The organism is Paraburkholderia sp. AV2 (genome assembly GCF_054968425.1).
In genome coordinates this window covers 1-23,223 of sequence record NZ_JBANLK010000060.1, presented here as the reverse complement: position 1 = coordinate 23,223, position 23,223 = coordinate 1, and the positions used below count along the sequence as shown (strand labels likewise).

The 23,223-nt window shown below is 61.2% G+C and carries 18 protein-coding genes and 1 pseudogene; 12 read left to right on the top strand and 7 right to left on the bottom strand.

Annotation, left to right across the window (positions count from 1 at the left end):
* Positions 1-21: 21 nt before the first annotated feature.
* The 5 genes and pseudogenes from V8683_RS27775 to V8683_RS27755 all read right to left on the bottom strand — a co-directional run.
* Positions 22-399: pseudogene (locus tag V8683_RS27775) on the bottom strand (type VI secretion system baseplate subunit TssG); the annotation flags it as partial.
* A complete protein-coding gene (tssF, locus tag V8683_RS27770; protein WP_411193011.1) occupies positions 399-2,288 on the bottom strand; it encodes a type VI secretion system baseplate subunit TssF in 1,890 nt (629 codons plus the stop codon). The gene tssF and the pseudogene V8683_RS27775, both read right to left, overlap by 1 nt.
* A 25-nt stretch (positions 2,289-2,313) precedes the next feature.
* The gene (gene tssE, locus V8683_RS27765) at positions 2,314-2,865 is read right to left on the bottom strand and encodes a type VI secretion system baseplate subunit TssE (RefSeq protein ID WP_411193010.1); all 552 of its coding nucleotides are present in this window, start codon (positions 2,863-2,865) and stop codon (positions 2,314-2,316) included.
* A complete protein-coding gene (locus V8683_RS27760) occupies positions 2,852-3,709 on the bottom strand; it encodes a type VI secretion system accessory protein TagJ (protein ID WP_411193009.1) in 858 nt (285 codons plus the stop codon). The genes tssE and V8683_RS27760 overlap by 14 nt, the downstream gene beginning before the upstream one ends.
* Complete coding sequence (locus tag V8683_RS27755; RefSeq protein WP_411193008.1) at positions 3,706-4,452, bottom strand: TagK domain-containing protein; 747 nt, start codon at positions 4,450-4,452, stop codon at positions 3,706-3,708. The genes V8683_RS27760 and V8683_RS27755 overlap by 4 nt, the downstream gene beginning before the upstream one ends.
* A 439-nt stretch (positions 4,453-4,891) precedes the next feature.
* Between V8683_RS27755 and tssH the strand changes: the two genes are divergently transcribed.
* From tssH to V8683_RS27700, 11 genes are all read left to right on the top strand, one after another.
* Entirely contained in the window at positions 4,892-7,612 is a 2,721-nt protein-coding gene (gene tssH, locus V8683_RS27750) for a type VI secretion system ATPase TssH (protein WP_411193007.1), read from the top strand.
* Between the two features lie 39 nt (positions 7,613-7,651).
* A complete protein-coding gene (tssB, locus tag V8683_RS27745) occupies positions 7,652-8,194 on the top strand; it encodes a type VI secretion system contractile sheath small subunit (protein ID WP_411193006.1) in 543 nt (180 codons plus the stop codon).
* Positions 8,195-8,221: 27 nt separating this feature from the next.
* Positions 8,222-9,715: a type VI secretion system contractile sheath large subunit gene (tssC, locus tag V8683_RS27740; RefSeq protein ID WP_411193005.1), complete on the top strand. Its 1,494-nt coding sequence runs from the start codon at positions 8,222-8,224 to the stop codon at positions 9,713-9,715.
* 305 nt (positions 9,716-10,020) lie between these two features.
* Positions 10,021-10,383: a tlde1 domain-containing protein gene (locus V8683_RS27735; RefSeq protein ID WP_411193004.1), complete on the top strand. Its 363-nt coding sequence runs from the start codon at positions 10,021-10,023 to the stop codon at positions 10,381-10,383.
* Between the two features lie 47 nt (positions 10,384-10,430).
* Positions 10,431-10,883 carry a hypothetical protein gene (locus tag V8683_RS27730; protein WP_411193003.1) on the top strand — a complete coding sequence of 151 codons (453 nt, stop codon included), beginning with the start codon at positions 10,431-10,433 and terminating at the stop codon, positions 10,881-10,883.
* 87 nt (positions 10,884-10,970) lie between these two features.
* Positions 10,971-11,453 carry an Hcp family type VI secretion system effector gene (locus V8683_RS27725; RefSeq protein ID WP_411193002.1) on the top strand — a complete coding sequence of 161 codons (483 nt, stop codon included), beginning with the start codon at positions 10,971-10,973 and terminating at the stop codon, positions 11,451-11,453.
* Positions 11,454-11,567: 114 nt separating this feature from the next.
* On the top strand, positions 11,568-12,074 hold the full coding sequence (tssJ, locus tag V8683_RS27720) for a type VI secretion system lipoprotein TssJ (RefSeq protein WP_411193001.1): 507 nt from the start codon (positions 11,568-11,570) through the stop codon (positions 12,072-12,074).
* Between the two features lie 23 nt (positions 12,075-12,097).
* The gene (gene tssK, locus V8683_RS27715; RefSeq protein ID WP_411193000.1) at positions 12,098-13,444 is read left to right on the top strand and encodes a type VI secretion system baseplate subunit TssK; all 1,347 of its coding nucleotides are present in this window, start codon (positions 12,098-12,100) and stop codon (positions 13,442-13,444) included.
* An 85-nt stretch (positions 13,445-13,529) separates the two neighbouring features.
* Entirely contained in the window at positions 13,530-14,897 is a 1,368-nt protein-coding gene (gene tssL / locus V8683_RS27710) for a type VI secretion system protein TssL, long form (RefSeq protein ID WP_411193539.1), read from the top strand.
* Positions 14,898-14,926: 29 nt separating this feature from the next.
* On the top strand, positions 14,927-18,994 hold the full coding sequence (gene tssM, locus V8683_RS27705) for a type VI secretion system membrane subunit TssM (protein WP_411192999.1): 4,068 nt from the start codon (positions 14,927-14,929) through the stop codon (positions 18,992-18,994).
* Positions 18,991-20,229, top strand: a complete 1,239-nt coding sequence (locus V8683_RS27700; RefSeq protein WP_411192998.1) for a DotU/TssL family secretion system protein — start codon at positions 18,991-18,993, stop codon at positions 20,227-20,229. Before tssM ends, V8683_RS27700 begins: the two co-directional genes overlap by 4 nt.
* 360 nt (positions 20,230-20,589) lie before the next feature.
* Here V8683_RS27700 and pobA read toward each other — a convergent pair whose 3' ends face one another.
* Positions 20,590-21,780, bottom strand: coding sequence for a 4-hydroxybenzoate 3-monooxygenase (pobA, locus tag V8683_RS27695; RefSeq protein ID WP_411192997.1), 1,191 nt, complete (start codon positions 21,778-21,780; stop codon positions 20,590-20,592).
* 177 nt (positions 21,781-21,957) lie between these two features.
* On the opposite strand from pobA, the gene V8683_RS27690 reads away from it, so the two are divergent.
* Entirely contained in the window at positions 21,958-22,830 is an 873-nt protein-coding gene (locus tag V8683_RS27690) for a helix-turn-helix domain-containing protein (protein WP_411192996.1), read from the top strand.
* 265 nt (positions 22,831-23,095) lie between these two features.
* On the opposite strand, the gene V8683_RS27685 is transcribed toward V8683_RS27690, so the two are convergent.
* Positions 23,096-23,212: a BON domain-containing protein gene (locus V8683_RS27685; RefSeq protein ID WP_462880705.1), complete on the bottom strand. Its 117-nt coding sequence runs from the start codon at positions 23,210-23,212 to the stop codon at positions 23,096-23,098.
* Positions 23,213-23,223 lie beyond the last annotated feature (11 nt).

Sequence of the window (23,223 nt, the reverse complement as noted above, 5' to 3'; positions counted from 1 at the left end):
TGCCCGAGCCATCCGGACCAGCACGCCGAAGTAGTGGGACAGCGTCGGGTCTCGCCGGTGCTCCTTGCGTTCACGCGCAATCTCGGTTATGTGGATGGGCAGCGGGCCGTTGGGTCCGAGCATGCTGAGCCTGACCAGGAGAACCTTCAGGCGCTCTTGTTCAACGCTGACGCTCGCGATCTCGCGCGGCGCGAAAACAAGACTCGCCTGCTGCCCCACCCGGTAAGGTTCAGCCTGAGACAGCCGGGCCGTCCCGATCGGGTCGATGGCTGGACTGGCCCCGATACGGCGCATCAGGGCGAGAAATCCATATCGCCACGGCTCGGCCTGCAGGTGGTCGAGCAACGGCTGGGACAGGGCGATGTCCTGGATCAGCGCCTTGAACGGAGTACGCTGCATCAAGCCACTCCGCGCGTACCCATGCGCACGGGCCAGCGCGCGACCCGGCCGCGTTGCATTGAGTGCAACTCGGTGCGCGTGAACGAGTTGATCGACACATGCCGCGCCATGTAGTGCTCGAGGATCAGGCCAAGCAGATAGGGGCTCACGCCTGAGAATCCGGTCTCGTCCACGGTGAAGACACACTCGATACCGCGCCCGAAGACGAGCGGGCCGTTACCCGGCAACATGGCGTTGATGGGACGCGTTTTCACCCCGATCAGGCCTTCGACCTGGCGCTGACGCTCGGTATCGTCACTCGCGAGGAAAAGCCTGAGCAGATCGCGCAGGCCCTGGCCACCTTCGCGGTGATCCATGTCGCTGAACGGCAGATAGTTGAAGTTCAACTGCCGGATCAGGCGCCAGGCCATCTCGCGCTCAGCATAGGGAGGTCTCGGCGGACTTGGAGGACGGATCAGGCCGATCGACAGGATCGAATCCTCGTCGTTTCCGTCGAGGTCGTCCACACCGTTGCGCGGAACGAGCAGCGGGAGATCGCGATTGGTCACCCATGCGTCCGCCGACAGATAGCGGATTTCGCCACTATAGGGCGCCTCCGTCTGGTCGACCAGGGAGACGAACATTTCGGTGCCAATATAGGGCGTGCGTGTGCCATACCGCCGGCTGTTGTCCGACGCCAGGCGCCGCTCGCGGCGCCCCGAAAAGTATCGGCCGTAGTTGCCTTCATCGTTGTTCAGCGTCTGGTACAGCGGCCTGAATTCCAGTTCAGCCGAACTGGATGTCTTCTGGCCGCATAGCTTCCGGATGGCAAAGATTTCGTAGTCAAGCGGTTCCAGCTTCGACGGCGCAAGCCTGATCTCAGCTTCGCCCCGCGGGATTTCGATCTGGTCGGTCCGCTTTTCGAACAGGTTCACGACCGGGGTGCAAAAAAGTGCGAAGCGCGACGCATCAACCAGATGTGTCAGCTGACTGGTGGGCTGGTCCAGCAGCACGATCACTTCGACTTCGCTACCGGCGATGCGGCTGAATCCTTGTGCGAGCCCGGTCAGCGCAAAAAAATAAAACCTGCTCGGGCACGCGAAGTACTCATGTAGCAGATTGTGCCCGTGAAACTTTGACCAGGTGAGTGGCAGAAGTCCCTGGCCAATACCGATGCCCTCAAAGTCAACCGGGTTCGACTTCACAACCGACAAGGACTCGCCCGCCGTACCGAACTGTCCCGGCTCGCCGATGACCAGCGCAACGTTGGTGGCATGCACCAGTTCGAACAGATGAGAAGCCACCTGCTCATCGCCGGCAAGATAGATCGGCAGGCGGTCAAGGCCTTGAAGATCCGAGATCGGCGAGCCATTCGTGGTGCGGAACCGGATGCGCAAGGCACCCCGAACCTGGCAGTCAGGCGAAACATAACGGTCAAGTCCGATCACGTCGGGCGGAATCGCGGTGAGTTTTGCTTCGGAGATACCCAGCGGATACAACGTAACATCCAGTCCACTGCGGAACTGGCACGCCGTCTTCTCGCCCACGGGTTTGCGTGCCTTGAAGATGGTGCCGCGAGGCAAATGAAACCCCCTGTTCAGGTTCTCTTCCTTCGGACTCGGATAGATGCGTGCCACCGACATGGATGGCGTCGGCGCCACGTAATTCGGGTAGATGACTTCGAGAAGCCGTTCAGTGAACTTCGGAAACTCCGCATCGATCTTGATCTGGGTACGGGCCGCCATGAAGCAGAACGACTCGATCAGGCGTTCGACGGAAGGGTCTGCGACTTCGCCCACCTGCATGCCCAGACGCGCTGCAATCTTGGGGTGCTGCCGCCCGAACTCGCCAGCGAGCTCGCGCATGTAGATCAGTTCCCGGTTGTATTCGTCGAGCAGTCTTGGCTCCATTTCCCTACCCCGTATTCGTTATGATTCAGACGGCGTGAGCGCCGCTGACGCTGAGCTGACTGGTCTCCAGATCGAGTGAGCTCTGCACCATGAATTCCAGGGGATAAGGATCCATGCTGATCAGGCCGCGCACCTCAAACGCCAATGCGTTGTACTGAACTTCACCCTTCTTGTCCGCCAACGGCGATACGCTGAGGCTGTCTGGAACCAGGCGCGGCTCGAAATCGGTGATCGCCTGTTTGATGATGCTTTCAATGTCCGCCCACTGGCGGGTTGCCATGAATTTGCCGGCCAGCGCCGGCACACCGAAGTTCACCGTCGAGGCCGCCGCTTCCGGGTAGCGGGCGCGATCGATCTGCTCTTCGATGTTGGTCGTATTGAGCAGATAGGCGAGATCGCGCTGGACGATGTCTCGCATCTGCGAGCGGGTGACTGCGTATTCGCCTGGCGCCTCATGCTGCCGGTGTGGCGCATCATCGCGCAACCTGTCCAGCAGCGTTGGCATCAACCAGGCATTCGGTCGCCGCGGAGCCGTGGTCGTGTTTGCGGCCCCGGTCTTGCGCTTACGCTCCTCCATGAGCGCCCCCCTCGCCGGATAGCGCAACCTCAGCGATGCCGTCGGCCGGTCTGGGATCGGCATCCTGGGCAAACGTACAGACATCGAGTTCGAACAGGCCGATATCGCCAACGCTCGTCGCCCAGGTTTTGCGGCCCTGGGCAATCACGCCTGTACGACCGGCCGCTGCCCAGATCGTCGTATTGCCGAGGCGCAGCGCATCCTGCGTGGCGTCATCGTGGGTTGTATCCGCGATAGCGGGAAAACGGGCAGGCATAAAGCCACGGACCGTCGAACCGTCGACGAGCGCGATCGAGCACGGCGCCCAGACGAGATCCACCAGTGCCGTCGGCCGGCCGAGTTCCCAGGCCGAGATGTCGGAGAAAGGCAGCCAGCGATAGCGGCCTGCCGTAATGACCTCGCAGACGGGCCCAAGACGCGAGTCGCTGTCCGCGATCCACTCAAACGGATGGGCTGCACCAAGACCGCTCGTCAGGGGAGCCTGATCCAGCGCGGCTTCACGCATGTCATCGGCAGCGTCTGGTTCTCCCGCTGCACCCAGGCGCAGTGCCTCGACGAGGCCTTGCGCCCACGATGGCGGATCGATGACGAAGCCGGGCTGCGCGAGTCCACCCATGACTTTCGCACGCCAACGCTCGGCGCGGATCAGGTCCCGGTATGCCTGCGCCACCTGGGCCTGCCCGGGACTCAACTGCGCAAAGATCTGGAGTTGCTGGATCGCCCGCTCCCATTGTTCCATTACGCAAAGCAGCTGGAACAGCATCCAGCGGTGGTCCGCAACGGCGGGCTGACTGCGTATCATGCCCTGCACGTCATCCATGCTTGCATGCAGCGAAATCATCATGGTGTATCCACGGTCGAGCTCACTTGGGGCATTGGCAGCGGGCTGTCAATACCGGGTGAATGATGGTCGCGCCGGGCGAGTGCAGGCGGCAGGGTCGCCATCGAACGCCAGGCCGAAGCCAGGTATTCCGGTGGCGCAAAAAGGCGCAGGATCTCCGGCACGGATTCCGACTCCGGCAGGTTTCCGATATCGCTCTCTTTCAGCGGGCCAAATGCATGGTCCAGCAGTTGTGCGCCAGAGAGCAGTGCTTCGATTGAATCCAGGCCGGCATTGGGGCGACGCGGATCATCAGGCAGACCCGAATCTCCACGGGCGTACCGTTCAGATCCGGTCGTGGATTCCCAGTCAGCCTCGACCCCTGGTCCGAGTGGATTGTCCAGTGCCTGGCAGTACTGCCTATGCAAGCTGGCGATCAGATCATCACCATCTACGCGTGTCGATGTCCGGGACACAGCGCGCGGCTCCATCACCGGGCGTGATCCGATGAGACCAAAGATCGCCTTACTCCCGTGCAAATCCGCGTGAGTCTGATGCGTATCAAACATCAACAACGCGCCGTCGTTCATTTCCGGCATTTCCGCATGCTTTTGCCCGGCGGTATTCTCAAAAGAAAGTGTGCGCGGCTCGGCGCGCGTCACAGGCAATTCACGACGATGAAGCAACCGGAGGATGTTCATGAGACAGTGGCTGGAATATACATCGAAGATGCGCATTTTAAACATAGTAATCGCACGTTCGTCCACTGTGGTCTCATGAAAGCATATCTTTTTATTCGAATCGCATATTGTTAAATAATTGTTGAATATCGAAAAAATTCTGATATGGGGCAAATTTTCGCATTAATGTTGAGAAAATTAAGAATCCCGTTATTGACTGAGATTGCCAATTTTCTGTAGTCGAAGCACTAAATATCGAAAAATTATTTTTGAGATATTCGAGATTGAAATTTAGAGCAAACATCCTGAATTTATATCGTTGACGAGCGCGGACATAAAGAATTAAAGTTCGACGTGGAAATAGTCCCAGATGTCCAGAAGGGGCTATTCTTCGTCGTATTTACCCGGGGAAGAAGGAGGCACCAGGCAATTGCGGTAAAAGCACACGGTGCATACCGCAATATGCGATTTCCAAGGGTGGCGAAGCGCAACAAGAATGAAATCAAAGACAATCCTGGAAAAAATCATGACGATTTCCCGTCAGGCACTGTTTGGAAAGATGGGTATCACACTGTTTAGGAATGCTGAATCCGCGACAGCGTATTGCAAGCTTAGAGGCAATCCGTACGTCGAACTGGTGCATTGGTTGCACCAGATCCTGCAACAGCCCGATTCCGACCTGTATCGCGCGTTGCGACACTGCGGCATCGAGCGCACGATAGTGGATTGCGACATCGCGCATGCATTGGTGACGCTGCCCTCTAATGCAAGTTCTGTCATCGACTTCTCGCACCACATCGATATCGCCATCGAGCGGGCCTGGGTTATTGCAACACTGAGCATGAACGACCAGCGCATCCGCAGCGCGTGGCTGCTGGTGGCCCTGGTGACAACACCTGAACTACGGCGCGTTCTCCTTTCCATCTCGTCTGCCTTTGCGAAAATTCCCGTAGACGGTTTGACCGAAGCGCTACCCGCATGGATTGACGGGTCGCCAGAAGCGAGTGAAGCTCCGCACGACAACAGCGACTACACCCCCGCCCTTCCTGGCGAGGCGTCCCAGGCGCTGCCTGGTACATCGAAAGGCTCCATGTTCGAGCAGTACTGCACGGACTTGACTGCCCGTGCAAGCGCCGGTGAGATCGATCCCGTCGTCGGGCGCGAGCTCGAAATCCGCACGATGATTGACGTGCTGCTGCGCCGACGGCAGAACAACCCGCTACTTACGGGTGAAGCCGGTGTCGGCAAGACAGCCGTCGTTGAGGGGCTTGCGCTGGCGATCGCCAATGGTGAAGTGCCGCCCAAGCTTGCCTGTGTGCGACTACTGAGCCTCGACGTCGGTGCGCTCCTTGCCGGTGCAAGTATGAAGGGTGAGTTCGAGGCGCGCCTGAAGAGCGTGCTCGAAGCGGCCGCAAAGTCGCCCGTCCCGGTCATTCTCTTCGTCGACGAAGTCCATACGCTGATCGGCGCGGGCGGGCACGCCGGTACTGGCGATGCGGCCAACCTGCTCAAGCCGGCGCTTGCACGCGGCACGATCCGTACCATCGGAGCGACGACGTGGACCGAGTACAAGCGACACATCGAGAAGGATCCGGCGCTCACCCGTCGCTTTCAGGTATTGCAGGTTCTCGAGCCTGAGGAACTGGCCGCCATTGACATGGTGCGGGGTCTCGCGCAAATGTTCGCGAAGCATCATGGTGTCACGGTGCTCGATGAAGCCATCCGCGCCGCGGTAACCCTTTCACATCGCTACATTCCCTCGCGGCAGTTGCCGGACAAGGCAATCAGTTTGCTCGATACGGCCTGCGCACGTGTGGCGCTCTCGCAGCACTCGCCACCGCGCGAAATGCAAAGCCTGTCCGAGCGCCTGCGTGCGGCAATCGTCGAGCGCGACCTGCTGCAGCAGGAAGCACGCATTGGTCTCGATGCGGATCGCGCCATCGCTTCGGTCAGCGAGCGCATCGAAACCCTGACCTGTGACATGACAACCATCGAAGGACGATGGCGTACCCAGCTCGACGCCTTGAAGGCGCTTGCGGGTGCGCGCGAGGCGGCCATGTCAGGCGACCGGGAAGCGGTTGGTTCACTGCGCGATCTTGATGCGCAGTTCTCGGAACTGCAGGGTGAAACACCCTACGTGTTCCCGGAAGTTGATGAAACCATCGTCGCCGAGATCGTGTCGGACTGGACCGGTATTCCGGTGGGCCGCATGGTGACGAACGAAATCGCAGCAGTTCGCACGTTGCCCGCGACACTCGAGGCACGTGTGATCGGCCAGACCGACGCACTTCACCAGATTGGTGAGCGCGTGCAGACAGCCCGTGCCGGTCTCACGGACCCGAAAAAGCCGCTCGGCGTATTCCTGCTCACAGGACCTTCCGGCATCGGCAAAACCGAAACGGCGCTTGCGATCGCCGAAGCACTCTATGGTGGCGAGCAGAACTTGATCGCCATCAACATGAGCGAGTACCAGGAGGCTCACACAGTCTCTGGCCTCAAGGGCGCGCCGCCGGGCTACGTCGGTTATGGTGAAGGCGGTGTGCTGACGGAAGCCGTGCGCCGTCGCCCCTACTCGGTGGTACTCCTTGACGAGATTGAGAAGGCGCACCGTGACGTCCACGAATTGTTCTTCCAGGTATTCGACAAGGGCTACATGGAGGACGGTGATGGCCGGTACATCGACTTCCGCAACACGACGATCCTGCTGACCAGTAACGTGGGGGCTGAACTGACCGCGAGCCTGTGCGCCGACCCGTCGCTCGCGCCCGCAGCAGAGGCCCTGCGCGATGCGCTCACGCCCGAGTTGCTCAAGGTCTTCCCGGCTGCATTCCTCGGTCGCGTCGCTGTCGTGCCGTACCGCCCGCTCGCCAGCATGTCGCTCGCCCGCATCGTGCGCCTGCATCTGGATCGCGTCGTGAAACGCATGGCTGAAACGCACCAGATCGTGCTTACCTATGACGAGGCGGTCGTCGATTACATCGCCGGACGACGCCTCGTGCAGGAGACGGGCGCCCGCGTGCTGATCGGCTTCATCGAGCAGCACATCCTGCCCCGTCTTTCGACCCTGTGGCTCGATGCGTTCTCGTCGAAGCAGCCCCTTTCAAGCATTGATATCGCCCTGGGCGATCGTGATGCGCCGCCGGCCACCGCGCTGCTGTTCCGCTTTCCATCGGCGGAGTCGGCCAGCCGGACCGATGACCTCAACGCAGAAACCGAAGAATCTTTCCCTGTCGGGCAGGCCCTCTGATGCTGCCGACCTTTTACCTCCGCTCACGGGAGTTTCCCCATGTCCGCTAGCAGTTCGCAGAAGTTCATTGCACGCAACCGCGCGCCGCGCGTGCAGATCGAGTACGACGTCGAAGTCTACGGTTCCGAAAAGAAGGTCGAGTTGCCGTTCGTGATGGGCGTGCTTGCCGACCTCTCCGGCAAGCCGGTCGAATCGCTGCCTGCTGTGGCAGACCGCCGCTTTCTCGACATTGATATTGACAATTTCGATGAAAGGATGAAGGCCATCCGGCCGCGTGTCGCATTCGCCGTACCGAACACGCTCACGGGCGAAGGCCAGATCATGGTCGACATGACTTTCGAGAGCATCGAGGACTTCTCGCCTGCGGCTATCGCACGCAAGGTTGAGCCGCTGCGCAAACTGCTCGACGCACGCACGCAACTCGCGAACCTGCAGACGTACATGGACGGCAAGTCGGGAGCGGAATCGCTCGTGAACCAACTGCTCCAGGACCCGGGACTCCTCAAGTCGCTCGCTTCCGCACCGAAGCCGCAGGCGACAGACGATGCAGCGCAAGCCACGGAAACTGGCAGCGCGAACTGATCGACAGGATATCCCAAGAGACAAGCCATGACAAAACAGCAAGCACAGGCCGCAAGCGCCGCCGTCGAGACCCAGTCGGATTTTAGCCAGCTGCTCAATCAGGAATTCCGCCCGAAGACTGACCGGGCCCGCGAAGCCGTCGAACTTGCGGTCCAGACGCTCGCCGAACAGGCGCTGCTGCAATCGGCCACCATCAGCGACGACGCCTACAAGAGCATTACCGCGATCATCGCGCAGATCGATCATAAGCTCTCCGAACAGACCAACCTCATCCTGCACCACGACGATTACCAGAAGCTCGAATCGGCATGGCGCGGCCTGCATCACCTCGTCTCGAACACGGAGACGGACGAGCGCCTCAAGATCCGCTTCATGGATATCTCGAAGGACGAGCTGCGCCGCACAATGAAGCGCTACAAGGGCCTAGCATGGGACCAGAGCCCGCTCTTCAAGCAAATCTACGAAGAGGAATACGGTCAGCTCGGCGGCGAGCCGTACGGCTGCCTCGTCGCAGACTACTATTTCGACCACACCCCGCCCGATGTCGACCTGTTGGGTTCGATCGCGAAGATCTCGGCCGCCGCGCACGCACCCTTCATCTCGGGCGCGTCGCCATCGGTTCTTCAGATGGAATCGTGGCAGGAACTCGCCAATCCGCGCGACCTCACGAAGATCTTCACGCAGAATCTCGAATACGCTCCCTGGAATTCGCTGCGCAACACTGACGATGCCCGCTATGTCGGTCTTGCAATGCCGCGCTTCCTGGCCCGCCTGCCGTATGGCGCGAAAACGAATCCTGTCGACGAATTTGACTTTGAGGAGGAGACGAACGGTTCGGATCATCGCCGTTACGCGTGGGCGAACGCGGCCTACGCGATGGGCGTGAACATCAATCGTTCGTTCAAGCTTTACGGCTGGTGCTCGCTGATCCGCGGCGTCGAGTCGGGCGGCACGGTCGAAAGCCTGCCGTGCCACACGTTCCCGACGGACGACGGCGGAATCGACATGAAATGCCCGACCGAAATCGCTATCTCGGACCGCCGCGAGGCAGAGTTGTCGAAGAACGGTTTCATTCCGCTCATCCACCGCAAGAACACGGACCATGCGACATTCATCGGCGCCCAGTCGATGCAGAAACCGGCTGAGTACACCGATGCTGACGCAACGGCCAACGCGAACCTCTCGGCACGCCTGCCGTATCTGTTCGCCTGCTCGCGCTTTGCGCACTACCTGAAGTGCATCGTACGCGACAAGATCGGCACGTTCCGTGAGCGCGAGGACATGCAGCGCTGGCTCAACGAATGGATCATGAACTACGTCGATGCCGATCCAGCCAACTCGTCGCAGGAAACCAAGGCCCGTCGACCGCTGGCCGCGGCTGAAGTGGTTGTCGAGGACGTGGAAGGCAACCCTGGGTACTACCAGGCAAAGTTCTTCCTGCGTCCTCACTTCCAGCTTGAAGGTTTGACGGTTTCGCTGCGTCTGGTCGCCAAGCTGCCGTCGATCAAGGAAGCCGCATAACAGGCACAGATGGGCCATCGGCATATCGGGGTCGATGGCTTGGACCGCATTCCTTCACAAGGAGTCCACGCATGAAAACGTCCTTGATCAGTCTGTCCCCTGTCATCCTCATTGCCGCGCCGCTGATCGCCCCGGGCGCCGTGGACGTCAAGGGTGCACTCGTCATGAATGTGCAATGCGGGTAGTCCGTATCTGAAGCCTGTGTGTATCGAGGGCGACTCGCGAAAGGCACCTTCGGTTCCATCGGTAGCAGTAAGCGTAAGCAGGTTGGTTTCTACTTTTCCAGACTTAAAGAGGAACAAGCAATGCCGTGGACATATATCCAGTCGACAGGCTCCCTGACTGACCCGCAGGGACATCCGATAGCCAGCAATACCTATTCCGGTGCTGGACTCGGTCGCAACAACGGCGCAATGGGACAGACACCCAATGTCGGCCCCATCCCGCGTGGGCGCTATAGCATCGGTAATGCGCGCCACTCGCCCCACACTGGCCCGGTATCGATGGACCTGACACCGCAGGCGGGTACGAATATGTTTGGGCGCAGCGCGTTCCTGATCCATGGCGATAACCTGACGCATACGGCGTCCAACGGCTGCATCAGCTTGCCGCGCACTGTGCGCGACCAGATCAATCGCAGTACCGATCGTGAGCTTGTGGTTCGATGATACGAAGACGTCCATACGCGCTCGTGCTTCTCTTTCTTGGCGTACCCGTGTTCGCTGCAACGTTGACACCTTCGCAACTGGATCAGGAGATCCATACACGCGGAGCAAAAGCGACCGTGCAAGCGCTCGACCGGAGAGGGATGTTCGATACAGTGCTCGACAGGATCGCCACTGGGAACACCGCATGGGTGCGCCTGGCATCCGGCCTGGCACAGGGAACTGACGCCGGTGATTCGACCGGCCTGACTGTCGCGTTGGCCACGGCGTTGCCAAAGAATCCGGCGGTGGTGCTCGCTGCCCTCAACGATGGTCCGGTTATCAACCCGGCGGCTGTGTGTGGTGTGCCGTTCATCGAACCTTCTGCGCAGGAAGTCCGCGAATATCTGGACCGGACCATTCCCGCTGTGACACGCGTCAAACCTTCGGACCGCGTACCGTTTCGCACTCAGTGTCTGGAAGCGCTGCATCACATCCAGAATCCGGTTGCCGGCCAACCTTGACGCTGCAGGCCAGCAATTCGGAGACAGGTTATTTACAGAGACTTAACGGTCTCCACACCCGGCAGTACCATTTTCAAGGAGTTTTAGATGGCGCAAGATATTTTCCTCAAGATCGACGGTATCGATGGTGAGTCGCCCGACGCGTCCCACAAGAACGAGATCGAAGTGGCCAGCTGGAGCTGGCAGGTTTCGCAGCAGTCGAGCATGCACGCCGGCTCGGGCGGCGGTGCAGGCAAGGCAACCGTGGAAGATCTGGCGTTCGACCATTCGGTCGACCGCGCCAGCCCCAACCTGATGAAGTACTGCCTGACCGGCAAGCACATCGACCAGGCCGTGCTGACGGTGCGCAAGGCGGGCGGCAATCCGCTCGAATACCTCAAGATCACCATGAGCGACGTGCTCGTTACGCACGTGAGCCCGGCCGGCAGCAACACCGACAGCGGAATCCGTGAACATGTCCGGCTCTCGTTCGCCAAGGTCAAGCAGGAATACGTCGTGCAGAATGCCCAGGGCGGTAGCGGCGGTGCGGTAACGGCCAGCTACGACATCAAGGGCAACAAGGAGGCATAAGCCTCACCTGGCTGCTTCGTGCAGTCCCGTTGTTGTTCCACCCTGCGAGGGCACGTCCGGTACGTACGTGCCCTCGCAGGACGTTTCAGGACTTATACCGATGTTCCCTGACGCATGCGCCTGATTCCCTTCGTGACAGCCTGCGCGTTCGCGCTGCTGCTCGCCGCCTGTGCGAGTGACGACCCCAAGCCGCATGAGCCGCTGCGGCTGGACCTGACGGTCAGTGCCGCCACGACGGTCAACCCTGATGACCAGGGACGGGCCGCGCCTATCGTGGTGCGTGTCTATGAACTGAAAACCGATAACGCATTCAAGGCTGCAGACTATTACTCGCTGCAGGACAAGGACAAGACGGTGCTCGCCGACGACCTCGTCAAGCGTGACGAATTCCTGTTGCGCCCAGGCGAGTATCAGACGATCCGGCGAAATGCCGATGCGACCACCACAACGCTGGGCGTGCTGGTCGAATACCGCGATTTGCCGCACACGATCTGGCGAACCGCATACGTGTTACCGGAGACACCCGAGAAAGCGTGGTACCGCATCTCCTCGCCAAAACTGAATCTGACCATCAATCTTGACGCCAGCGCGATCAGGATTACCGACAACACGCAGAAGTAAACCGTAAGGCTGAGACTTGAATCATGAGCTGGCACAACAAGGTCGTCTGGTATGAAGGGCAGTTCATGCGCCCACAGCTGTTTCAGCAGTTGGAGCGTTACCTCGAGCACTTCGCGCACAAGCGCGCGGCGCCTCTTTCGTCGTTCTTCTTTGGTTTCACGCACTACGGCCTCGACGACGAGGCACTTGCGCTTGGCAAGGTGATCGTGAAATCCGCGGCAGGTATCTTTCCGGACGGCACACCCTTCGATGCGCCGGGCGGTACTCCGCCGCCCGCGCCACTCACGATCCGGCCGGAACACCTGGAGCAGCTCATCTACCTCGCCGTCCCCATCCGTGTGCCCAACGGCGAAGAGACGACCTTCGACAATGCGTCGGATTCGCTCGCACGCAACGCTGTCTTCAACACGGATCTGCGCGACACCAACTCAGTCGGCCAAGGTTCGCAGATGATCCAGCTGTCGAACCTGCGACTGCGGCTTGTGCCCGAGAAGGAAATGACCGATGCGTGGATCGGTCTTGCGCTCACACGCGTGAAGACCATTCGGGCCGACGGCAGCATCGAGCTCGATGACACGGTCGTGCCGCCAGTGTCGGCATACGGCGCGAGCAGTCTGCTCTCGAGCTGGCTTGCCAGGATCCATGACCTCACGCGTCTACGCGCCACGGCGCTAGCACAGCGCCTGACTGGGGCAGACGGCAAGGCCGGCACCGCAGCCGAGGTCTCGGACTATCTGCTGCTGCAGACCCTCAATCGCTACGAGCCGCTTCTGCAGCATCTGCGCCGCGTGCCGACCACGTCGCCCGCCGATCTTTATGCACTGCTTCTCAGCATGGCGGGCGAGCTGTCAACCTACGTGCGCACCGCGACGCGCCGGCCGCTCGATTCGCATCCGGCATACCAGCACACGGCACCGCACCTATGCCTGAAACCCGTCGTCGATGACACACACCAGTTGCTCAATGCCGTGCTCGTCCGCAGTGCGCAAAGCATCGAACTCAGGGATGCCGGCTACGGCATGCGCAATGCCGTGGTGGATCCGGCGGAGATCCCGGGTTTCACGTCAGTCGTGCTCGCGGTCAGCGCCGCCATGCCGCCCGATACGCTGCAACAGCAGTTCGCCGCCCAGGCCAAGCTTGGCCCTTCGGAGCGCCTGCCTGATCTAGTGCGTGCTCACCTGCCGGGCATTGCACTGCAGGCACTACCGGTACCACCACGACAGATCCCGTTCAATGCAGGCTACATCTACTACGAACTCTCGCGCTCCGGGCAACTCTGGGAAGACATCGAACGCCGTGGTGGTCTCGCGCTGCACATCGCCGGGGACTTCCCGTCCCTGAAGCTTGAACTGTGGGGCATCCGCGGATAACCACGCGCGGCGGCGCTCGCCAGGCAGGTGAGCGCGCATGTAGCGGATACGCAGACAAGGAATTGCAGTAATGTCACACGCAACGATGGATCCGGTCGGGCAAATCCCGGACGTCAAGGAAAAGCAGGCAACGCCCCGCCGGGAATTGCCACCCGGCGAAGCGCTCACGACGCGTCTGGCGGCCGTCAAGGCCGCCAGTAACCCGCTGCTTGAGGCCGCGCGCCCCCTGCTGCGGGCATTGGCCGACATGCCCGAACAACTCGACCGTGAGCGTGTAGAGCAGTTGCGCGAACTGCTTGAGCAGGAAGTGCGCGCCTTCCAGAAACTGTGCGAGCAGACGAGTATCCGGCGCGACCACATGCTCGGCGCACGCTACTGCCTCTGTACGGCGATCGACGAGGCGGCCATGCAGGCCGCGTGGGGCAAGAACAGCAAGAGCAGCCAGCCCGACGAGGGTACAGGTAACACCACAGCCCCCGTGCAACCCGGCAAGGAGCGTCCTGGAAAGGATCAATCTGGAAAAGATAATGCTGCTCCCGGCCGGGACAAGAATTCGCCAGACGCTGGCGTCGAATGGATGATCCGCGGACTGGCGACCATTTTCCACGAGGACCGGCAGGGTGGCGACAAAGTTTATCTCCTCATCGGCCGCCTGATGGCCGATCCACAGGAGCACTTCGATCTGCTCGAGGTGATCTACCGCATCCTGAGCCTCGGCTTCGAAGGCCGCTACCGCTTTGAGCCAGGTGGTCACCGCAAGCACGAGGCCGTGCGCCAGCGCATCTACAACGAAATCACGGCGCGACGCGGCATCGTGCCCACCGCCCTCTCTCCGCACTGGCAATCAGATGTCAAGGGCCAGCGCGCCTCGTTCTACGACTTTCCGGTGTGGATCACGGTCGCCCTGCTCTCCATCATCCTGCTCGGCTGCTTTGGTTACTTCAAATACGCGCTGCTGGGCCGCAGCGCCGAAGTGCAGAAGCAGATTGCGGACATCGGCCATATGACGCCACCGCCGGCACCACCCGTCCTGCACCTGAAGACATTGCTCAAGGACGAAATCGCGGCCGGCACGGTCAGTGTCGACGAAGACGTGCACCACAGCGCGGTGACGTTCCGTGGCGATTCGATGTTCCCGCCTGGTGGTGTTTCAGTCAATGCATCGGTGGGACCGCTCATCTCGAAGATTGCAGCGGAAATCATCAAGGTGCCTGGCAAGGTTTCGGTGCTGGGCTATACCGACAACGTGCCGATCAGGAGCCGCCAGTTCGCGTCCAATGACACGCTGTCTCTTGAGCGCGCCACGCAGGTCATGCAGATGTTGCAGGCCGCAGGGATCCCGGCGAGCCGCCTGGAGGCCGTCGGCAAGGGCGACGCTGATCCGGTGGCCGACAACAGCACGCCGCAAGGCCGAGCACAGAACCGCCGCGTCGAAATCACGGTCGCGGAATAACGAACCATGAAAGCAGTCAGCATCCTGGCATGAAAAAATTCCTGTCGTTTCTGGTATCGCGCCAGTTCCTCGCCTTCCTCGCGCTCGTCGTCATCGCGCTGGTGATCTGGTTCGTTGGACCCTATGTCGCGTTCGGCGGACTCAAACCGCTCGCGAGTACGGGCATGAGTGTGTTTGTCATCGCCCTGCTGCTCGTGGGCGTGCTGCTGTGGCTCGCCCACCTGTCAACGAGCCCGGTCGTCGTGGCGCTGCTGTGCCTGCTAATCTGGTACGCCACGCCGCTGCTCACTTTCGGCAAGGCCCAGCCCTTTGCATCGGAGTCGGCCCGTGTCATCGCCATCGCGGTCGTGCTGTTCGTCTTCGCGGCGTACTGGCTCTTCCGTCTCTGGCAGGAGATGAAGAGTAACCGGCCGCTCGTCGACAGGATGCTGACGTTTGGTGGCAAGAAGGATCCCTCCCCCGCCAAAGCGCAATTGAAGGAAGTCAGTGCGATCGTGGATAGCGCCCTTGCTCGCCTGAAGGCGATGCGAACGGGCGCACGCGGCATCGGGCGCCTGTTCCAGGGCAAGCGGTACCTGTACGAACTGCCGTGGTATATCGCGCTCGGTTCGAAGTCGTCCGGAAAGACGAGCGCGTTGCTCAATGCGGGCCTCGCGTTTCCGGTTGCCGAACAGATGCAGCGCGCGGCCGGGGCAACGCAGAAGCCCACTGCAAACGTGGACTGGTGGCTGACCAACGATGCCGTCCTCATTGACACCGCAGGCCGATATACCCGTCACGGATCGGGCGGCGGCAGCCTGTACGCCACGCCCTCGGGGGAGGGGCAAAAGCCCGCGGCCAACGCCGCGGGAACGTCTGGCAACGCCACGAAGGGTGCAGATCAACCGGGTGCTTCTGCTGGGGAGATTACAGACAAGGCAGAACTGGCGACAACGGGCGCGACAAACAGCACGGCGATTACCGACTCGCAGCGCGTTGACTCGGCTGAGTGGCTCGGCTTTCTTGCCATGCTGCGCAAGCACCGCCCGCGTGCGCCGATCAACGGCGCGCTGCTTGCCGTCAACCTCACCGAACTGGTGAGCCAGGACGAGAGCCGCCGCATGATCGAAGCTGCCGCACTGCGTGCACGGTTGGCCGAACTACGTGGCGAACTCGGTATCCGGTTTCCCGTCTATCTGGTCGTCACCGGCATAGACCGGCTCACCGGCTTCTCCGAATACTTCTCGTCGCTGACCAGCGAGAGCCGGGCCCAGACGTGGGGTTTTACGCTGCCCTACGGTAAGGAAACCATTGCGAAGGAAGGGGTAACCGCACGCTGCCGCTCCGAGCTTGCCCAGCTCGTGCAGCGTCTCGACAACGGCATCAATACCCGCTTGCAGGACGAATACGACCAGATTTACCGCCGCAAGCTCGCTGCGTTGTCGCAGGAGTTCGCGGCGCTCAACGGCCCGCTTGTCGAGCTGATCGAGCGCGTGTTCCTCGATTCGCGATACGACGACACACAGCTGTACTCGACGCTGCGCGGCGTATACTTCACGAGCGCCGATCAGACCGGTCGCGAGATTGTGGCTGAGCGGCGCACGATCCTGCAGCGGGTGATGTCAGGCATGGCCGCTCCGACAACTTCGTTGCGCGAAGCCACGAGTGAAGGCTTCTTCCTGCACGACCTGTTCACGAAGATCGTGATTCCGGAAGCCCACCTGGTCCGTCCAAACCTGCGCTGGGAGTTCCGCTTCCGCCTGCTGCGCCTGATCGGTCACGCGCTCGCCCTGCTGCTCTTCGTGTGGCTGGCGATCGGGCTGCGCATGAGCTTCAGTAACAATAGCGATTACCTGAGCACTATCGAGCGCAAGACACAGGCACTCGCCGCACGCGTAACACAGCTCTATCACGACCTGAAACCGGAAGCCGTGCCGGACACGCTGAGCGTAGCGCAGTATCTGCCGACGTATCAGGGGCTCGACCTCTCGGACCCCGACAGCACGTTCCGCTACGGCCTCTACACGGCACCCGATATCGTCACGGAAAGCCGCCACACCTACGACGCGCTCGAGGACAACCTGCTGGTGCCGCAGATCGTGCATCGGATGGAGGATGTCATTTCGCAGTCGATCGCCGGTAACGACCCGAAAGCGACCTACGAGGCACTGCGCGTCTACCTCATGCTCTACGACAAGGCGAAGTTCAATGCCGACGACGTCAAGACTTGGGTGCTCAACGACTGGGCAAGAACCGACAGCGCGTCCGTGTTCGGCGGCCGGGCCTCGATGATCGACCACGTCCAGCAGCTCTTTTCGGGAGACCGTGTGGTCCAGTCGCCGCTCATCCGCAACGATGCCCTGGTCCAGCAGGCGCGCGCCTTCCTCGACGGCAGCAATGCGACCGACCGGCTCTATGAGCGTGCCAAGGCCGCGATGATGAAGGAAGCGCCCGACGAGTTCACACTGATCCGCGCGGTCGGCCCGCAGGCGGGCACCGTCTTCGCGCGGGCGAGCGGCGCCCCGCTCTCGCGCGGCGTGCCAGGCCTCTTCACGTTTGACGGCTACCGCAATCTCTTCGACAAGCGTCTGCCGGAATTTGTGCAGGTCGCACGCGACGACGATGCCTGGGTGATGGGGCGCTCATACCTCGGGGAACTCCCCGGCGGCGCTCAAAAAAAAACTGCTGAGATCGTAAGCACGGCAATCGGCGCAGACGATTCGCTGACCGAGGCAATCCGCCGCGAATATCTGACGGAATACGCCCAGCAATGGGATACATTCCTCGGCGACATCCGCACGGTGACGGGCACAAGTCTCGCCTTCAACCTGCAAGTGCTCCGCGGCTTTGCGGCACCCGATTCGCCCCTCGCACGGATCGCCCGTGCCGCCGTGCATGAGACGACGCTCACGCAGCCCGCCGCCGCGGCCGATGGCTCGCTCCTGCAGAAGACCACTGACCAGATCAGCCAGAAGGCAAATTCTGCACTGGGCATCCGGGCCTCGGAACAGGTCGAGCGCGAACTGGTCGACAACCACTTCGCTGCGCTGCGCGAGGTCGTGACCGGCAACGCGGAGGTGCAGGCCTCCGGCGACGCCGCGGCGCAGGCGGGCAAGACCGGGCTGGACGGCGTTACGAACCTGCTGAACGACTACTACACGGCGCTTACTGTGGCCGACAACGCCATCAGCAACAACAGCATGCCGCCGGCGAACGACACGGCGGCCAGGCTCAAGATGACAGCCAACACGATGCCCGTGCCGTTCCGTGCGGTGTTGCTGCAGCTCGCCCAGCAGGGCTCGCAGGAGGTCAACCAGGGCATCGGCCAGTTGCTCTCGCGCCAGATGGGCGCGGTCATCGGCGACACCTGCCGCCTCACGATCGAGGGCAGCTATCCGTTCACACCCGGTAGCACGCGCGATGTGAGCATCGACGACTTCACACGACTGTTCGCGCAGGGCGGTGTCATCGACGATTTTTTCAGCAAGATTCTGGCGCCGTTCGTCGATACCTCGGCCAAGCCGTGGCGCTATCGCACGCTGCCCGGTGCGACTGAGCCCGTCCAGGGTCCTGACCTTGAACCGTTCCAGCATGCGAAGGCGATCCGTGACGTTTTCTTCAGCGGCCAAGGCCAGAACCAGATGACCTGGAAGGCTAGTCTCCAGGTGCCGGAGCTTGATCCGTCCATCACCGGTCTCATGGTCGACATCGACGGGCAGACCCTGCTTTACCGGCACGGACCGGTCCTGCCCTTCGCCGTCAGCTGGCCGGGCCCGCGCGGTGGTGTCCACGCCGAGATTACGGCGAACCCGCGTATCCGTCCCGACACGTCAACGGCTTCGGCCGACGGTCCGTGGGCTTTCATGCGCCTGCTGGACAAAGGGCGCGTCACGGGAACCGCCACGCCCGGACGCACGCGTGTCGCCTTCGACTTCGACGGGCGGCGCGCTGTGCTCGACATCACGGCCGCCGGTAGTGTCGCCAATCCGCTCACGAGCGACGTGCTGAAGACGTTCCGCTGCCCTAGTTCGATGCCGGTATTCGGTCTCGCTGACAGTGGGCCGCCGCCCGGTTTGCCGCCTGCAAGACTCCCCGCGGTACCGACCGGCTCACCTTGATCGAGGCGCCCATTACCGCAGCAGCAGCCTCGCCAGAAGCACGACGCGATACCGCTCCAGAGGCATCCTGGCTCGCACGCCTGCGCGCGGCCGAAGGCGCATCGAATCCGCTGCTCGAAGCCGCGCGCCCGCTGCTGGATGCGCTGTTGGATACACCTGCCGGGCTCGACGTAACTGGCGTCGAGCAATATCGGCAGCAGCTTGTCTATCAGGTGCAGCAATTCGGGAAAGTGTGCGCCACATTGCAGCTACCGCCGCCGCAGGTCGACAAGGCACGCTATTGTCTTTGTTCCGCGCTCGACGAAGCGGCCACGCTGACCGACTGGGGCAATGGCACGGCAACCGGGGTCGAATGGGAAACAAACGGGCTCGCCTCGACATTTGGCTACGACCGTCAGGGCCGCGATCGCATCTACACGATCGCGACCGACTGCATGCGCGAGCCTGAGAGAAATCACAACCTCAATGAGGTGATCCAGCAGATTTTCGCGCGGGGATTCAAGGGCCGTTACCGCTTTGCCGTTGATGGGAAGCATCAGATCGAGGCCGTCCGCGCGGACATTCGCGATGCGATTTACCCTGATCCACAGGACTTGCCAACGGCGCCGGACGACATCCAGTCGCTCCCCATACCGCGTCTTCCCGATGATCTGCGCACGGACTCACACGCTCCGAAATCCCGTCTCTGGTCTGCCGTTGCGGCGCTTTGCCTTGCACTGCTACTGCTGGCCATCACCACGAGTGTGGCGCACTGGTGTTTCTCGCATGTCAAGGCGCCCGTTCCGGTGATACCGCTCATCGATGCGTTGGCCACAAGGCTCACGGGGCGCCTCGCGAACGAAGTGCAGGCCGGCACCATTACGCTTGCGGAAAACGCCCAGCGCAGCATGCTCACGCTTCGGCTTGAGGGTATCTTCGAAGCCGGCGAATCGACTGTCAATCCGTGGGTTGCACCAATGATCACGGCCATCGGACAGGAGATCGCGAAAACGCCGGGCACGGTCCTCGTCACTGGCCATACCGACAATCAGCCTTTCACCCAAGCGCAATCCAGTTCCAACCAGGCGCTGTCCGACGCACGTGCAAAGGCAGTCGTGCAGATCCTGGTCGCAGCGGGTGTCGCGACCGATCGCGTTGCCGCAACAGGAAAAGGCAACACCGAGCCCGCCGCCGACAACGCTACCCGTCAGGGCAGAACCAGGAACCGTCGTGTCGACATTACCGTATCGGAATAACTGCGGTGCAGACGAGACGCATGCAGATCAAGCATAACGTACAAGCCACACCGAATAGCATGAAGAAAAGTCGTATTCTGGGCAGTCTGACTCTCATTGCACTAACAGTCGTCACGTTTCATGATTATGAATCGTACTCCGAAAAATGAATAAGTCCGCGGCAACTCGGACTGGGAGAGGCACAGGCACTCTGACCTGCCCTGGAATTTTCGGACCAGCTGAAACTTGAGAAAATGGCTTCCATGAACTGCGATTTCTTCACGACAAGGTCTCTCCTGCGGCCTCGTCACTAACTTTACAGTAGGATACTTTAGAGAATAAAGGTCAAAGTGGTACACAAGTCTCCCTCACACCAACCCATCACTCAATCGCCTCATACGGCAGTCCTACATAATTCTCGGCGATAGTCCTGAGCCCCGCCTCGGACCCCGTGTAATAGTCGTAATCGGTGCGCTGCATGCGCTTGTCGAACGCATCGCGGTCCGGAAATTCGTGCAGCAGATTGGTCATGAACCACGAAAATCGCTCCGCTTTCCAGACGCGCCGCAAAGCGATTGCCGAATAGCGTTCAAGCAGTTCGGTGCGACCGTCCTGGTACACGCGGCGCAAGATGCGATACAAGGCGCTCACGTCGCTCGCCGCCAGATTCAACCCTTTCGCGCCCGTCGGCGGCACGATGTGGGCAGCGTCGCCGACGAGGAAGAGCTTGCCGTACTGCATCGGCTCGACCACATAGCTGCGCAGCGGTGCAACGCTCTTCTCCAGCGAAGGGCCCGTCACGAGGTGGTCGGCGATATCGTTCGGCAAGCGGGTCTTCAGTTCTCCCCAGAAACGCTCGTCGGACCAGTCGTCGGCCTTCTCGGTCAACGGCACCTGAAGATAGTAGCGGCTGCGGGTCATCGAGCGCTGGCTGCAAAGCACAAAGCCACGCTCGTGATGAGCATAAATCAATTCGTGGTTGACGGGCGGCGTATTCGAAAGCAGGCCGAGCCAGCCGAAAGGATAGACGCGTTCGTAATGCGCGAGCAGATGCTCGGGAATGGTCTTGCGCGATACGCCGTGATAGCCGTCGCAACCGGCAATGTAGTCGCAGTCGAGCCGGAACGTTTCGCCATCCTTCTCATACGTGACATAGGGGTGTTCGCCCTTGACGTCGTGCAACTGGACGTCGCCGGCTTCGTAGATCGTCGTCGCCCCGCTCGCGGCGCGCGCGTCCATCAGGTCGTGCGTCACTTCGGTCTGGCCGTACACGAGCACCGAAGCGCCCCCCGTCAACCGCTTCAGGTCGATGCGATCGCGCCGGCCGCCATAAACCAGCTCGATGCCATCATGGACCAGGCCTTCCGCATCCATGCGCCGGCTCACGCCGGCCTCGCGCATCAGATCGACTGTGCCCTGTTCGAGCACGCCCGCGCGGATTCGGCCAAGCACATACTCGCCGGATTGCCGTTCGAGGATCACGTTATCCACGCCCGCCCGGGTCAGCAACTGACCGAGCAGCAACCCGGACGGCCCCGCGCCAATGATCGCAACCTTTGTTCTCGTCTCCATCTTCTCCTCCGTCTCAGCTCATTGCCGCGGTGCGTCGAGGTAGAACTCCCGCTGCGGCATCCGTCATCGATGGACTGTATTTTTTGTTAAATACCGGGCTTTGATAAGGCACAATTCCGCACTAAAATTGTACTTTTCAAATATCCGTCGTGATCCCGCGAAGCCCGGCAAACGGAAATGGCTCACTCGACCCTGCAGAACATTCCCGTCTTCAAGCTGTACGGCGAAGGTGCCGAGTGGCGAACCCCGGACCTGCTGCACTGCGAGTCGATTCCGGAGCGCAGCAGCCTCCACGACTGGGAAATCCGCAGCCATCGGCACGCGGATCTGGCGCAGTTGCTGTACGTGCAACGGGGCACGGCCGTCCTCGAGGTGGAGGGCGAAGCGACGCCGATCGACCGCCCGTCGCTTCAGGTCGTTCCGCCGATGTGCGTTCATGGCTTCCATTTCAGCCCGGAGGTCGATGGATTCATCATTACGATCGCGGCGCCGCTGATCGGCTGGCTCCACGAGCAATGCGACAGGCGGCGGCTCCCCTTGCAGTATCCTGGCTGCTACCCGGTAGGCGACGATCAGCCGTGGCTGGATACGCTCTGTACCACGCTGAACCGCGAATACGCGAACCCGGCGCCGTCGCGCGATCTGCTGCTGCGCTCGCTCGTTAGCGCGCTGGTAGTATGGGTGAGCCGGCGCGACTACGAACGCAATGTCGCAAGCGAGCGTCTCGATCGCGGCCGGCACTATCTGGGCGCGTTTTCCCGGCTCGTCGAAAAGCATTACCGCGAGCATCTGTCCATCAGTCAGTACGCCGCATTACTTGGCGTCACGCCGGTGTATCTGAATACGGTCTGCCAGCGTGCCGCCGGCCAAAGTGCGCTTTCAATCGTACATCAGCGGCTGTTGCTGGAGGCCAAGCGCAATCTGGTTTATACGACACTGAATGTGAGCCAGATTGCCGACCTGCTCGGCTTCACCGAGCCAGCCTATTTCACGCGGTTTTTCAAGCGGCTCACAGGCACGACGCCGAATCACTTTCGGGCACGAAAGTGATCCGGTTTCCGCGTCGTGCGCAGCGCTGTGAATGCGCTCGAAGCGTCCATGCTGGAAGGTCTGGTCGAGATTCCGGTCGATATGCTGAGGAAAGCGCGGCAGGTCCGCGTGTCCAACTTTAGCAACTAAGGCCGGCCTGCGGCCAGATTAACGCGGGCCTTGGCGGAAGCGTTGCGGGTTCGATCCCGCAAGCTGGGAAGACAATATCAGGAGATCGGGCACAGCGCGGGACATGGCATCCGCCGCGCTGCGCCCGAGGCCGATGTTACTGGCCGATTGCCCGGACCCGCAGGGCGTTCTGCACGCTCTGCACCCCGTTCACCCCCTGCGCGGTGGTTACGGCCATCTGGATCTGGTCGGCCTCGGGCACCGTGCCGCCCAGCAGGATCGCGC

What these genes read in the sequence shown, in the direction of transcription:
- tssL (WP_411193539.1), top strand. Translation starts at nt 13,530, where the DNA reads ATGGATCCGGTCGGGCAAATCCCGGACGTCAAGGAAAAGCAGGCAACG.
- V8683_RS27735 (WP_411193004.1), top strand. Translation starts at nt 10,021, where the DNA reads ATGCCGTGGACATATATCCAGTCGACAGGCTCCCTGACTGACCCGCAG.
- tssB (WP_411193006.1), top strand. Translation starts at nt 7,652, where the DNA reads ATGTCCGCTAGCAGTTCGCAGAAGTTCATTGCACGCAACCGCGCGCCG.
- tssH (WP_411193007.1), top strand. Translation starts at nt 4,892, where the DNA reads ATGACGATTTCCCGTCAGGCACTGTTTGGAAAGATGGGTATCACACTG.
- tssF (WP_411193011.1), bottom strand. Translation starts at nt 2,288, where the DNA reads ATGGAGCCAAGACTGCTCGACGAATACAACCGGGAACTGATCTACATG.
- V8683_RS27760 (WP_411193009.1), bottom strand. Translation starts at nt 3,709, where the DNA reads ATGATGATTTCGCTGCATGCAAGCATGGATGACGTGCAGGGCATGATA.
- tssC (WP_411193005.1), top strand. Translation starts at nt 8,222, where the DNA reads ATGACAAAACAGCAAGCACAGGCCGCAAGCGCCGCCGTCGAGACCCAG.
- V8683_RS27725 (WP_411193002.1), top strand. Translation starts at nt 10,971, where the DNA reads ATGGCGCAAGATATTTTCCTCAAGATCGACGGTATCGATGGTGAGTCG.
- tssE (WP_411193010.1), bottom strand. Translation starts at nt 2,865, where the DNA reads ATGGAGGAGCGTAAGCGCAAGACCGGGGCCGCAAACACGACCACGGCT.
- tssM (WP_411192999.1), top strand. Translation starts at nt 14,927, where the DNA reads ATGAAAAAATTCCTGTCGTTTCTGGTATCGCGCCAGTTCCTCGCCTTC.
- tssJ (WP_411193001.1), top strand. Translation starts at nt 11,568, where the DNA reads ATGCGCCTGATTCCCTTCGTGACAGCCTGCGCGTTCGCGCTGCTGCTC.
- pobA (WP_411192997.1), bottom strand. Translation starts at nt 21,780, where the DNA reads ATGGAGACGAGAACAAAGGTTGCGATCATTGGCGCGGGGCCGTCCGGG.
- tssK (WP_411193000.1), top strand. Translation starts at nt 12,098, where the DNA reads ATGAGCTGGCACAACAAGGTCGTCTGGTATGAAGGGCAGTTCATGCGC.
- V8683_RS27690 (WP_411192996.1), top strand. Translation starts at nt 21,958, where the DNA reads ATGGCTCACTCGACCCTGCAGAACATTCCCGTCTTCAAGCTGTACGGC.